Below are 12,342 nucleotides of genomic sequence, written 5' to 3'. Positions count from 1 at the left end.
TTATTCAGGAAGCGAAAATTATGAAACTTTACTATCGTGGTCTGAGCTATGAATACGACCCAAACAAAGTTGGCAGCAAAAAAATAGAACAGCCGTTTCAACCAGTTCCTCAAATTGGGTCAGCTTATAATCTGATGTACCGTGGCGTTAACTATCGTGTTAATCCAAATTCAAAATCGGCAGCAGTTCCTTTAGCACCAATAGCCTATAAATTGAGCTTTCGGGGAATCACCTACTTTGTAAATAAAACTCCATTAGGAGAAGTTAGTGTAGTCTCTCAACCAATAACTACTTCAAGAATTGAGGGACTGCTGATTTCTGACGAATTAAAGCTTCAAAAATAATATCGCTGTAAGCCGATCTGGGGTCTAGGAAGTCATAAACTTGTAGTAAAATTCTTAAAAAACTTGAAATCTCAGCACTACCTACCTACTTTCCCTCTCCACAAACCTTACTAAAGCTGGTAGTTGTGCCAAGATGAATTTGAGGAATTAAGGCTTTTGACACAATGTTAGGACAATTATTAGACGGTCGTTACCAAGTCCTACAGGTTTTAGGTGGAGGAGGATTTGGTCAAACCTACATAGCCCAAGATACTCATCGGCCAGGTTTCCCAAAATGCGTTGTCAAACACCTTAAGCCTGTCACTCGTAGCCCTGAATTTCTTGAAACTGCCAGACGGCTATTTAGCAATGAGGCAGAAACACTAGAACAACTGGGCAACCATGACCAGATTCCTCGGCTTTTAGCCTATTTTGAAGATAACCAAGAGTTTTTCTTGGTGCAAGAGTTCATTGAAGGGCAAACTCTGAAAGCAGAACTGTTCCCCAATCAACATTGGACGGAAGATCGAGTAATTCAACTCCTCCAACAGGTTTTGGGTATTCTGCAATTTATTCACAGCCACAATGTTATCCATCGAGATATCAAGCCGGACAATATAATCAGACGGCAACAAGACGGCAAGTTAGTGCTGATTGACTTTGGCGCAGTAAAACAAGTCCAAACTCAACTGCTTACAGTTCCAGGGCGCACGGGGGCTACTATTATCATTGGCACCCCAGGATATATGTCTACAGAACAAGGGCAAGGTAAGCCCCGCCCCAACAGTGATATTTATTCCTTGGGTATTATTGCTATTCAATCGCTAACGGGGTTACATCCTATAAACTTTGAGGAAGACTCAGATACAGGAGAAATTTATTGGCAGCATCAGGCTAACGTCAGTTCTGAGTTGGCATCTGTGCTATCTAAGATGGTGCTACACCACTTCAAACAGCGCTATCAGTCTGCGGCTGAAGTTCTACAGGTGCTTAAACATCTCGATACGAAAGTAGAAGCGCCATTACCTCAACCAGCATTTTTTACACAACCGCCTCAAGCTTCACTTTCTCAAGAAAACTCAATTGGGTATCAGCCTGCTTCTATCCTGTCTGCGGAAAATTACAACCGCTTAGAAACAATTCTTTTAGAATTTGTAGGCCCCGTTGCCTCAAGATTACTACGACAAGTTGCGGCATCAGCACCTAACCTTGAAGAATTAATTAATCAATTGAGTCTTTATCTCAGAGGAAATCAACAAATTGATTTTAAGAAGAAAACAACCTTCCTTCTAGAGAAACCTACTCTACTACAAGAACTTACTGTTATATCTGAAATTAAGTCAAATAATTTACCAAGCCAAGAACCTCAATTAATCAGCGACAGCTTTGTGAATCAGTGTGAGCGAGAGTTGGCTGATTTAATTGGCCCAATAGCTAAGTTCTTAGTGCAAAAAGCTGTTAAATCTTCTGGACAAATTTCTCGTGCAGAATTTGTGAAACTTTTAGCATCACAAATTCCCGAACCTCAAAAAGCTTTACAATTTCAGCAACGCCTACTTTCTTGAATTTTAACTTATAACTCTTTCATAATCCAAAATCCAAAAGGGTATCAGTTTTGGTTATTCAGCATCTCCATAGCTATTTTTAAGCTAGCTTTCATCCGATTAAATGCTTCTGCTAACCCACCAATTTCATCATTAGAGGTTTCTTCAAAATCAGCGCTCATATCACCAATGCTAACCTTTTGGGCTATTTTCTCTATTCTTCTGATGCGCTGAATTACATATTTTTTGATTAAGAAGTTAATTAAGAAAACTACGATCGCAAAGATCGTAATTAAAAGTCCCATTATCAATATCCAAGTCCGTTTGGCATTGGCAAAAATTTCTTCAGAGGGAACAGAAATGATTTGAGCAGAAACAATCTGATTGAGTTGCCAGCCAAAACCATTTTCTGAGCCATAAGTTGCCAACTGACTCTTAGGAGCCTGATCTGGTGTAGAATGACATCGCAGACATTGCTGCTGTGTAATCTTTAATGGTCGCGCAATGTAAAATACCTCGTTTTCTGACAAGTTACGAAAGCCCGTAATTTCTAGAGTGTTGGGTTCGTTGCGAAAACGCTCTACAAGTTGAGCTTCAAAACTATCAGCTTTATCCGCTAAGTTAGTAGGATTAAGTGTTGCATCTTTATGAAAAAAGTTTTTATATTCAGGCTTTTTCCGAAAATTTTCAAAAACCTCTTTAGAGGAAAAAGTTGGTACTGTTTCAGGGATAAACGTTGGATTAGTTTCTAGTCTAGGCGATAATAAGGGATCTATGCGATCTTGTGTATAGTTTCTCACTGCGTTCACCATTTGGATGAGAATCTGCGCTTGAGAAACCACTTCATTTTGCGCTCTCCCTTGAAGTACACTGGATAAGGCAACGCCACTTCCCAAAATACTGACTATGAAAACTAATATTAAAAGTAAGTTAAATTTAGCACCTATTTTCAAGTTTTTTAACGTAATGTTGTTCAACATAACCTAAGCAACGAAGGTGGTATCTGAGTTTGTCTGATATTTATTTATATCTGTTAGAAAGCATCTTAACAAGATTTAAATAAATATTAATTTTTTGCCTTAATATAAGCTATTTAGGCAGTATTCAAACTTATCTAAATTAGTCTTGAAAGCCAATTTACTTTCTTACCATAATTAGTGATGTTTTTGCGATTTCCCCGTCGTTTCTTTCTGTTTAATCTGCTAGGCTTAACATTTACTGCCTGCCAATCACCAAAGAAGTTTGAGGGTGCCTTAACTGTTGGTGTTATCAATTATGGTGGTGGCGAACAGATAATTAACCAATATGCTAGATTTAATAGTTACTTAGGTGAAAACACAAAGTCATATATTCAGCTAGAGCCTGTTTTTAATGAAAATAAAGCGGTTGAGCGCCTTGAAGCTCGTGCTTGGTCATTGGTATTTGCGCCACCGGGTTTAGCGGCTATTGCGATCGCACGGTATCAATATCTTCCTCTATTTCCTTTAATAGGTATTAATAATTTGCGCTCAATTTTCGTTGTTCGCAAAGAGAGTCCGATCACCGAGTTGAAACAGTTACAAGGTCAAATAGTAGCTTTAGGGCAGTTAGGTTCAGCAACAGGATACTATTTTCCACTTTACAATCTTTATGGTACAACACTAGCTGACATACTATTTGCACCCACACCCAAAGCTGCGCTGGAGTTGGTCGCCCAAGGAAAAGCGATCGCCTGTGCTGTCTCGGAGGCGGAATTGAGTCTCCATGCTTCGCAGTTGGCCCCAACCGAATTCCGCATACTATTTAAAGACCCTCACTATGTACCATTAGGTGTGGTCTTGATTGGGCCAAATATAGAGCGGAACCGTCAAGAGTTTATTCGCAAAGTAATGAGTGATGCGCCTTCAGATTTAGCTCAAGAGGTGGGCTATGTACCTAATGGACAAGTACCAGATTACAGATACATGATTTCTGTGGTTGATCGAGTAAGTTCGATTACTTCTCAGCTAGAAAAAAAACCTGTTCGTTTATTTTAAGATTTGTTATTTGTCATTTGTCATTTGTCATTCGTCATTTGTCATTTGTCATTTGTTATTTGTCATTTGTCATTTGTCATTTGTCATTCGTCATTTGCCCCATGCCCCATGCCCAATGCCCAATACCTATCATCTTGCTCAAAAAAACAATTTAAATCGTGCTAGCTGGCTTTCAATTGTCCCTGTCAGGATTTTATTCAGTTCTGTGGTGTCTTGGAATTGCAAAATCTGCTGTGTGGGTAAGTCGAAGGGAAATTGTCCTTCAAAGTCTGGACGTTGCATTTGTCCTAGTAGAATCTGTTCAGAACGCTTACTTTGAATGGCATAGCCAATTTCAATACAGACATTCGGACTGGGAATTAATTGAGGGGTTTCTTTGCCATCAATACTAGCAATGGGCGTGGTGTCAGCGATAAATAATAAACTCTTACGGATTTTTCGCATGATTGTGCGGTTAATTCGGAAAGTAGCACCGCTGGGACGAGATGATTCTATTAATGTTAAGGGAAGGCGCGATCGCAAGTTTAAACTTTTCAAACTTTCTCGCAGTTCTTCTCTAAGAACATTTGTCGCTTCGGCATACTCAGTTTGACAGGATAAAAAAATCGTTGGTTCTAACTGAGCCAACACCGCCTGCTTGGTAAAATAAATTTCATGACTAATTAAGTCAATATTAGAGACGCAATAGCCACCACTACCTTCTACATAAAATTCAATATTTTCCCCTTCCAGATAGCGCCCAAACCAAGTTGATTTTTTAACTTCGTCACTTTCTTCCAAAAAGTCTGCTCGCAATGCTGATTTCAGCAGGCTTTTTTTGCTTAAGCGAATGTCTGGCGGACGTTTTTCCAGTTCTGGAATCGGCTCATAATCCTGTAGATACCACGCTCTGAGCGCAATAATTGACATAAGGCGCTATTTAAACTGTTTCTCGTTATTAAAATTAGTATAATCTTACACCAAGAGTAGTCACTATTTCAGACTTCTCTTTAAACACAACAACACCCAAACCTCTACTCGCTGAACCATCTCCTCTCGTTGTTTATCATAGCCAGGGATGTACTAACTTTCACCGCTTGTGTAAACAAGTTATGATAATCAGTTACAGCGCCCCCTAATCTTCCATATTTGAGGAAATAGCAGTTTTCGCGTTGGGTGTTGCTGTTTTTTGACGAGACAGATGTAAGTTAAACAGCGTCTTTTACCTCTTATTACATTTCATACGCAGCTGTTATATCTGCCAGGGAAGCTTATTTAGTAGCTTCTATTATTAATTTATCACTTATGGATGGGAGGGATTCTTTTTGCAACTAAACTTTACGATGGGTGAGGAAGGTAAGTTCACTAGAACCCCTTTGATTCAAGAATCCGACGGCTTTTTCTCTAAATGAGCGCTTGCGCGATATTTGGGCAGTCGTGGGAATGTCAATTGTGTAAATTCTAGCTAAGAACTTGGTTGTGATTATTGAACAAAGGAGGTTGACCTATTCCCTCTTCACTGCCCACGCAAGTAAATTCAGGAATTGTTATAGGATGAGATAATGACTCTGTGGAACTGGAATACTGATCACAGTCGAATATACAAAAGACTTGACCGATTTAATGATGCGATGAATCTTGCTTGGTCACAGATTGAACAGAGGTAATTATTGTGCCACTAAAAGCTCGAATGGCTGTCGTTTTTAGATTTGAAGTTGATAAGCAATCCACAATCCACTGATGTTATATAGACGATTTGGACGTACAGAATTACAGATGCCAGTGTTTTCTTGCGGTGGCATGAGATATCAGTTTAAATGGCAGGATGTCCCCAATGATGAAATTCCTGCCGATAACCAGGCGAATCTCGAAGCGACTATTAGAAGGGCTATCGAGGTTGGGATTAATCATATTGAAACTGCTCGTGGTTATGGCACTTCCGAAATGCAATTGGGAAGGATTCTACCTCAATTTCCTCGTGAAAAGTTGATTGTTCAGACTAAAATCAGTCCAACAGCAGATGCGAAAGAATTTCGCCAGACATTTGAACAATCATTGAAAAATCTCCAGCTAGATTATGTTGACCTTTTAGGGTTACACGGCATCAATCATGCGGAGTCGTTAGATTATAGCATTCGTCCTGGAGGTTGTTTAGAAGTAGCGCAGCAGTTGCAATCTGAGGGAAAAGTTAGATTTATTGGTTTTTCTACGCATGGCTCAACAGAGTTAATTGTGGAGACAATTAATACCAATCTATTTGATTACGTGAACCTGCACTGGTACTACATTAATCAATGGAATTGGGCGGCAATTGAAGCAGCCAAACGCCACGATATGGGAGTGTTTATCATTAGCCCATCCAATAAAGGAGGTTTGTTGTATGAACCTCCACAAAAATTAGTAAATCTTTGTGCGCCTTTGAGTCCAATGGTGTTTAATGATTTGTTTTGTTTGAGTCATCAAGAGGTGCATACTCTAAGTTTGGGAGCAGCCAAACCACAAGATTTTGATGAACATCTGAAGACTTTAGAATTAATAGATCAGGCATCGTCAATTTTGCCACCAATTTTAGCAAGGTTGGAGTCAGAAGCGATCGCTACTTTGGGAGAAGATTGGGTAAAATCCTGGGAGACAAATCTACCAACCTTTAAGGAAACCCCTGGTGAGATAAATATTCGGGTGATTTTGTGGCTACGGAATCTAGCGATCGCTTACGACCTGGTAGATTATGCTAAAATGCGCTACAACCTGCTTGGTAATGGCAATCACTGGTTTCCTGGCAACAAAGCTGAACGCCTAGAGGAATTAGACTTGCGCCAATCTCTCGCCCGCAATCCCCACGCTGATAAAATACCAAAAGTTTTGGCACAAGCCCATCAGATGTTAGTGGGTGAAGAAGTGCAGCGTTTATCTCAGCAGTAAATGTGAAGTTAGGGACTTTGAATGTTTCTATGCAATTCTATCCCTAACTTGACGGCTCATTACAGTACCTATCAATTAAATTGAGATGGTAAGTGGATTTACATCAATTATGCAAGACAAACACATCTAGAGTTTAGATGTGTTTGTCTTATTGGCAAAGCTTATAAATTACGCAGTTGAGAATAAACCAGACTAAGCAAAGTTTGATAAATATTTTCTAAGCTTAAATCGTTTTATTAACCCTTAGATAACTCAATCTTTACTTATTACCATAACAAAATATGGTAAACACTTATCCTGTAATACTTTAGTTTAAGCTTGCTATTATTTAGTATGGAATCTCATCACCCATTAAAGCTAAACCGTCGCCAGTTTTTGCTACGTTCGGCTATCACAGCAGGTGGAATTATTTCCACAAATCTTGTATCAAAATCACCCGTTTTTGCCCAAGCACCTGCAATTATTACCTCTGATAAAATGCGTCCTGCCATACCTTATGGCGTAGCTAGCGGAGATATATCTAACGATAGCATTGTCATTTGGAGTAGGAGCGATCGCCCCGCAAAAATGATCGTAGAATATTCTAACAGCGAGTCTTTTCGCAACGTGCAGCGAGTTGTGGGGCCTAATGCTTTAAAAAATAGCGACTTTACAGCACGACTTTATCTGAAGAATCTACCGCCAGACCAAAAATTATTTTATCGGGTGATTTTCCAAGATTTAGATTATCAAGGTACTTACAGCGCTCCCTTTCATGGCACTTTCCGAACTCCCCCCAAATATGGACGAGATATATTCTTTGTTTGGGGTGGCGACACAGCCGGTCAAGGATGGGGGATTAATCCTGATTTTGGTGGGATGAAAATTTATGAAACTATGCGCCAACTTAATCCCGACTTTTTTATCCATTCTGGCGATAATATTTATGCCGATGGCCCAATTCAATCAGAAGTTATCCTAGACGACGGCACTATTTGGAGAAATATCACCACACCAGAAAAATCAAAAGTAGCAGAAACTCTCACCGAATTTCGTGGAAACTATATTTACAATTTGCTGGATGAAAATATCAAGCGTTTCAACGCTGAAGTTCCCATATTGGCACAGTGGGACGACCACGAAACCACAAATAACTGGTATCCTGGTGAATTTCTTTTAAACGATAATCGCTACACAGTTAAGGATGTTAACTTGCTAGCCCAAAGAGGAAGACAAGCATTTTTGGAATATTTACCTATTGGGTATCCAACCAATAATCCAGAGCAAGCAAGAATTTATCGCTCTTTCAACTATGGCCCATTACTAGACATTTTCATGCTGGATGAGCGCACCTATCGAGGCCCAAATACTCCCAATCGTCAGCCAGTACCAAGTGAAGAAACAGAATTTTTAAGCAGAAAACAATTGCAATGGTTGAAAAGGCAATTGCTGTCATCAAAAGCAACATGGAAAGTGATTGCTAGTGATATGCCTTTGGGTTTGATAATTCGAGACGGTAGCACTGATTTTGAAGCTTGGGCAAATGGAGACGGCCCGGCTTTAGGAAGAGAATTAGAACTTGCCGATTTATTACGATTTATCAAAAACAAAAATATCCAGAATGTTGTTTGGTTAACTGCTGATGTACATTACGCAGCAGCCCACTATTACAACCCCGCCAAAGCACAGTTTACCGACTTCAAGCCTTTTTGGGAGTTCGTCGCTGGGCCTCTTAACTCTGGCACATTTGGCCCCAACCAATTGGAAAATACCTTTGGCCCACAATTGGTATTTCAAAGCCTTCCTCCAGGTACGAAAGCAAATCGACCCCCAAGTGAAGGTTTACAATTTTTTGGAGGAGTCAAAATTAATGCAAATACAAAGGTGATGACGGTAACATTGCGTAACTTGGCAGGCGAAATTGTTTACAGCCTAGATTTACCGCCAGAAAAATAAATCGCCAAAATCACAGCAAAATATAGCCAGTTGGATAGAGTAATGACACAATTTTTTACTCTGTCTGCTGGCTTTGCTGTTTTTTAGTGAGATATTGAGGGATGAAAAGACTTTGTGCGATAGCCATTGTTAGGAGCTAAATTTAAGTAGGTAGAGTTTTGGAGTTGATCATGCTTAAGCAACTCATCTTAGAAAATTGGAAAAGTTTCCGTTATGCGGAGCTTCCACTTGACCCATTGACTGTTCTGATTGGGACAAATGCAAGTGGTAAATCTAATGTAGTTGAGGCTTTGGAATTTTTACAAAGAATTGCTAGAGGTGAGAATATCGAGGCAGCTTTAGCGGGAGATAAAACACTTACATCTATCAGAGGTGGCTTAGAGTGGGCTGCACTTAAACCTGAAACTCAATTTACATTAAATGCTCTAGTTCAGGGTGAAGATGAAAAAACAGACTACTTGTATGTTATACAAACAGAAATAATAAGAGAAGTCAAAGTTATAGAAGAATATATTGAACGTCAAAACTTAAATGAAGATCATACTATTAAGTCTGTAGAAAAGTTTACTGTAAAAAAAATAGATTTAAATACAAGAAGTGGCATGAAAGAGGCAGGAACTTATTTTGATTTTAAGGACATTATATCTAATCATACATATTTAAGCACGGACGAAGATGGAAGGCTCATTTTTGAAAAAGGACTTCAAAAAAGATATTTTCCCTTAAAAATTAAAGCTATCAATTGTGTTGTTTCCACCCTGAAAGAAATTTTGATTCTGAATCCTATTCCCTCTAAAATGCGTGAGTATTCACGCCTATCTGACACTCTTGAAAGTGATGCCTCCAATATTGCTGGTGTATTAGCAGCATTATCTGAAGAACATAAAACTGAAGTAGAATCCACTCTGTCTAACTACATCAAAGATTTCCCAGAAGGTGATATTCAAAAACTATGGGCAGAAAAAGTTGGCAGATTTGGTACTGATGCAATGCTTTACTGTCAGGAAGAATGGAAACCTGGTCATATTACAGAAATTGATGCTAGAACTATGTCCGATGGGACTTTACGATTTATAGCAATTATTACAGCACTACTCACTAGACCAGAAGGCAGTCAACTAGTAATTGAAGAAATAGATAATGGGCTTCATCCCTCACGTGCAGAATTACTTGTAAAAATACTGCGAGAAATTGGCAGCAAAAGAAAAATTGATATTTTACTTACTACGCATAATCCAGCTTTACTTGATGCTTTAGGCCCAGAAATAGTTCCTTTTGTGGTTGTCGCACACCGCGATTCTGAAACTGGAGAAAGCAAGCTTACACTTTTAGAAGATATTGATAATTTTTCTAAGTTATTTGCATCATATTCTTTGGGTGATATGACAACCAAGGGTGCAATTGAAAGAAGCCTTTCTCATAATGAATAGTTAATAATATGATAAAGGTGCTACTCATAGATACATCACTTTTATGCGTTTGGTTACAAGTTCCAGGTAGAGAAACTGCTGGTAATAATGATTGGGATTATCAGCGTGTAAATCATAAAATTGAGGCAGAAATTGCTAAATCAACAACGCTGGTACTTCCTTTAGCTGCTGTTATAGAAACAGGTAATCACATTGCACAGGCTAAAACAGCAAATTCAGAAAGTAAACGTATAGCGGCTCAAAAATTTGCCGAAATCATAACTTATGCCGCTGATGAAACAACACCTTAGGCTAAGTTCCGTGAGCAAATTGTTCTTTGGGAAGAGGAAGAATTGAAACAGTTAGCCGCTAAATTTCCCAATCAAGCTGTAGAAAAGACTTCTATGGGTGATGCCAGTATTGTAATCTTGGGTTGGCACTACCACCAAAAAGGTTTCCATGTAGAGTTTTTGACTGACGATGACAAGCTAAAATCTCAAGAACCACCTCCACCACAGCCACCTACACGTCGTAGCAGCCGAACAAAAGGGTAAAATATTCTTAAGCGATTACTATTTACCCAAAATAGAGATTTTTTTACTAACTTGTCATGAATTAATTTGGATAGGAATTGTGATAATAAACTCCGTTCCTTCTTTTACATTAGATATGAATTGCAGTTGTCCACAATGTTTTTCCACAACAATTTGATAGCTGATAGATAGTCCCAATCCAGTACCTTTACCGACAGGTTTTGTCGTGAAAAAGGGGTCAAATAATCGCTTTTGTATATCCTTGGGAATTCCCATACCGTTATCGGCAATGCGAATAACTACTTGCTGATTATCTGTGACTTCAGTCTGAATACGAATTAAGGGTAATTTGAGAGTTGAAGAAGCTGATTCAAAACTCAATTCTGACTCATCATCGCTCTCAAATATAGCATCAATTGCATTGGCTAAAATATTCATAAATACTTGATTTATTAACCCAGCATAGCATTCTACCAGTGGGAGATTTCCATATTCTTTAGAAATAGTAATTGTTTGACCTGTTTCCTGATTTATTAAACGGCTTTGTAATATTATTAGAGTACTATCAATACCTTCATGAATATCAACGACTTTTTTCTCAGATTCATCGAGACGAGAGAAATTGCGTAAAGAAAGAACTATCTCTTGGATACGCTCAGTACCAAACTTCATAGAATTAAGAAGATTGAGGAAATCAGTAGTTAAAAACTCTAGTTCGATTTCTGCGATCGCAGCTTTAATTTCTGCTACTGGTGTAGGATAATGGTGTTGGTATAGGCTAACTAATTCCAGTAAATCTTCAGTGTAGTTGATTGCATGAACAAGGTTGCCGGCAATAAAGTTGACAGGGTTGTTGATTTCGTGGGCAATGCCAGCAACTAGTTGTCCCAAAGCAGCCATTTTTTCATTTTGAATTAATCGAGTATAGTTATTCTTAAGGTTCCGAAAACCTCTTTTAGCGATTCTAGATTGTTCTTCCACTTGCTCTAGTTGAGCTAGTGTTAAAATATGAATTTGGGAGTGGGCTAAAAGTAAGTGATGGAAATCTAGGAGCTTATAGCTACCTAACTGAGTTTTTATTAAAATCGGCTCATATACAAATTGAGGTTCTCGTTGCAAGGCTACCTTATTTGCTTCTACAATGAGCGTATCTTCAGAAATTACACACACATCTGACTGAATAAAGTTAATCAGATTGATCACAGGTCGTTTAGAAAATAGTGGAAAACTATAGGGGCGACTCATGTGTTCAAAAAATCTTTGCCGGGAAACCATCCCTACATAGTTATGATTTTTCACCAGGATAATTCCTGGTAGTAAAGGCTCTTGCTTAAAAAGTTTATTCAAATCATTTGCTGGACTATCTGCATCGAAGTAAACAGACCAAAGTGGTAATTCTTGCAAAGTAGACTCTAATCGCAAGTTCAGATTATTAGCGTTTGTGATGCTATGTATAGCCAACATATTTTCAATCCTTTACCTTTAAATAACCTTTCTGCTAACACCCCGAACAAGCATTGCAATAATTAAGAAGTCAATCAAACTTATATTTCCCTGATTACTGCTTAAAATCACAGTTGTGTTATAAAAATATTGGTATTAGGGCATCCCATAGTTTTCTAGACTGGAGAAGTGATACCAATTAAGAATTATGCAAAAATTGCTAAAAAGCTTTATTTATC

General features: G+C 38.6%; 11 protein-coding genes. 8 read left to right on the top strand and 3 right to left on the bottom strand.

Annotated features, from left to right (window positions below):
• Nucleotides 1-20 precede the first annotated feature (20 nt).
• Both ACWATR_RS18780 and ACWATR_RS18775 read left to right on the top strand, forming a co-directional pair.
• A complete protein-coding gene (locus tag ACWATR_RS18780; protein ID WP_460335516.1) occupies nucleotides 21-344 on the top strand; it encodes a DUF4278 domain-containing protein in 324 nt (107 codons plus the stop codon).
• A gap of 164 nt (nucleotides 345-508) precedes the next feature.
• A complete protein-coding gene (locus ACWATR_RS18775) occupies nucleotides 509-1,888 on the top strand; it encodes a protein kinase domain-containing protein (protein WP_460335513.1) in 1,380 nt (459 codons plus the stop codon).
• 44 nt (nucleotides 1,889-1,932) lie between these two features.
• On the opposite strand, the gene ACWATR_RS18770 is transcribed toward ACWATR_RS18775, so the two are convergent.
• Nucleotides 1,933-2,847, bottom strand: a complete 915-nt coding sequence (locus tag ACWATR_RS18770; protein WP_460335510.1) for a Tll0287-like domain-containing protein — start codon at nucleotides 2,845-2,847, stop codon at nucleotides 1,933-1,935.
• 180 nt (nucleotides 2,848-3,027) lie between these two features.
• Between ACWATR_RS18770 and ACWATR_RS18765 the strand changes: the two genes are divergently transcribed.
• Nucleotides 3,028-3,882, top strand: a complete 855-nt coding sequence (locus ACWATR_RS18765; RefSeq protein ID WP_460335507.1) for a phosphate/phosphite/phosphonate ABC transporter substrate-binding protein — start codon at nucleotides 3,028-3,030, stop codon at nucleotides 3,880-3,882.
• A gap of 138 nt (nucleotides 3,883-4,020) precedes the next feature.
• On the opposite strand, the gene ACWATR_RS18760 is transcribed toward ACWATR_RS18765, so the two are convergent.
• Nucleotides 4,021-4,791 (bottom strand): hypothetical protein, encoded by a 771-nt coding sequence (locus ACWATR_RS18760; RefSeq protein WP_460335504.1) that lies wholly within the window; start codon nucleotides 4,789-4,791, stop codon nucleotides 4,021-4,023.
• An 810-nt stretch (nucleotides 4,792-5,601) separates the two neighbouring features.
• On the opposite strand from ACWATR_RS18760, the gene ACWATR_RS18755 reads away from it, so the two are divergent.
• The 5 genes from ACWATR_RS18755 (at nucleotide 5,602) to ACWATR_RS18735 (ending at nucleotide 10,681) form a co-directional block, all read left to right on the top strand.
• Nucleotides 5,602-6,783 (top strand): aldo/keto reductase, encoded by a 1,182-nt coding sequence (locus tag ACWATR_RS18755; RefSeq protein ID WP_460335501.1) that lies wholly within the window; start codon nucleotides 5,602-5,604, stop codon nucleotides 6,781-6,783.
• Nucleotides 6,784-7,116: 333 nt separating this feature from the next.
• Nucleotides 7,117-8,718 carry an alkaline phosphatase D family protein gene (locus ACWATR_RS18750; protein WP_460335498.1) on the top strand — a complete coding sequence of 534 codons (1,602 nt, stop codon included), beginning with the start codon at nucleotides 7,117-7,119 and terminating at the stop codon, nucleotides 8,716-8,718.
• 170 nt (nucleotides 8,719-8,888) lie between these two features.
• A complete protein-coding gene (locus ACWATR_RS18745) occupies nucleotides 8,889-10,148 on the top strand; it encodes an AAA family ATPase (RefSeq protein ID WP_460335495.1) in 1,260 nt (419 codons plus the stop codon).
• 8 nt (nucleotides 10,149-10,156) lie between these two features.
• Nucleotides 10,157-10,438 (top strand): hypothetical protein, encoded by a 282-nt coding sequence (locus tag ACWATR_RS18740; protein ID WP_460335492.1) that lies wholly within the window; start codon nucleotides 10,157-10,159, stop codon nucleotides 10,436-10,438.
• Nucleotides 10,439-10,480: 42 nt separating this feature from the next.
• A complete protein-coding gene (locus ACWATR_RS18735; RefSeq protein ID WP_460335489.1) occupies nucleotides 10,481-10,681 on the top strand; it encodes a hypothetical protein in 201 nt (66 codons plus the stop codon).
• 54 nt (nucleotides 10,682-10,735) lie between these two features.
• On the opposite strand, the gene ACWATR_RS18730 is transcribed toward ACWATR_RS18735, so the two are convergent.
• Entirely contained in the window at nucleotides 10,736-12,124 is a 1,389-nt protein-coding gene (locus ACWATR_RS18730; protein WP_460335486.1) for an ATP-binding protein, read from the bottom strand.
• Nucleotides 12,125-12,342 lie beyond the last annotated feature (218 nt).

Source organism: Nostoc sp. UIC 10890 (genome assembly GCF_054786515.1).
This window is presented reverse-complemented; position numbering and strand designations above follow the sequence as displayed.

Coding starts and splice junctions, on each gene's coding strand:
- ACWATR_RS18780 (WP_460335516.1), top strand. CDS start 21: ATGAAACTTTACTATCGTGGTCTGAGCTATGAATACGACCCAAACAAA.
- ACWATR_RS18775 (WP_460335513.1), top strand. CDS start 509: ATGTTAGGACAATTATTAGACGGTCGTTACCAAGTCCTACAGGTTTTA.
- ACWATR_RS18770 (WP_460335510.1), bottom strand. CDS start 2,847: ATGTTGAACAACATTACGTTAAAAAACTTGAAAATAGGTGCTAAATTT.
- ACWATR_RS18765 (WP_460335507.1), top strand. CDS start 3,028: ATGTTTTTGCGATTTCCCCGTCGTTTCTTTCTGTTTAATCTGCTAGGC.
- ACWATR_RS18760 (WP_460335504.1), bottom strand. CDS start 4,791: ATGTCAATTATTGCGCTCAGAGCGTGGTATCTACAGGATTATGAGCCG.
- ACWATR_RS18755 (WP_460335501.1), top strand. CDS start 5,602: ATGTTATATAGACGATTTGGACGTACAGAATTACAGATGCCAGTGTTT.
- ACWATR_RS18750 (WP_460335498.1), top strand. CDS start 7,117: ATGGAATCTCATCACCCATTAAAGCTAAACCGTCGCCAGTTTTTGCTA.
- ACWATR_RS18745 (WP_460335495.1), top strand. CDS start 8,889: ATGCTTAAGCAACTCATCTTAGAAAATTGGAAAAGTTTCCGTTATGCG.
- ACWATR_RS18740 (WP_460335492.1), top strand. CDS start 10,157: ATGATAAAGGTGCTACTCATAGATACATCACTTTTATGCGTTTGGTTA.
- ACWATR_RS18730 (WP_460335486.1), bottom strand. CDS start 12,124: ATGTTGGCTATACATAGCATCACAAACGCTAATAATCTGAACTTGCGA.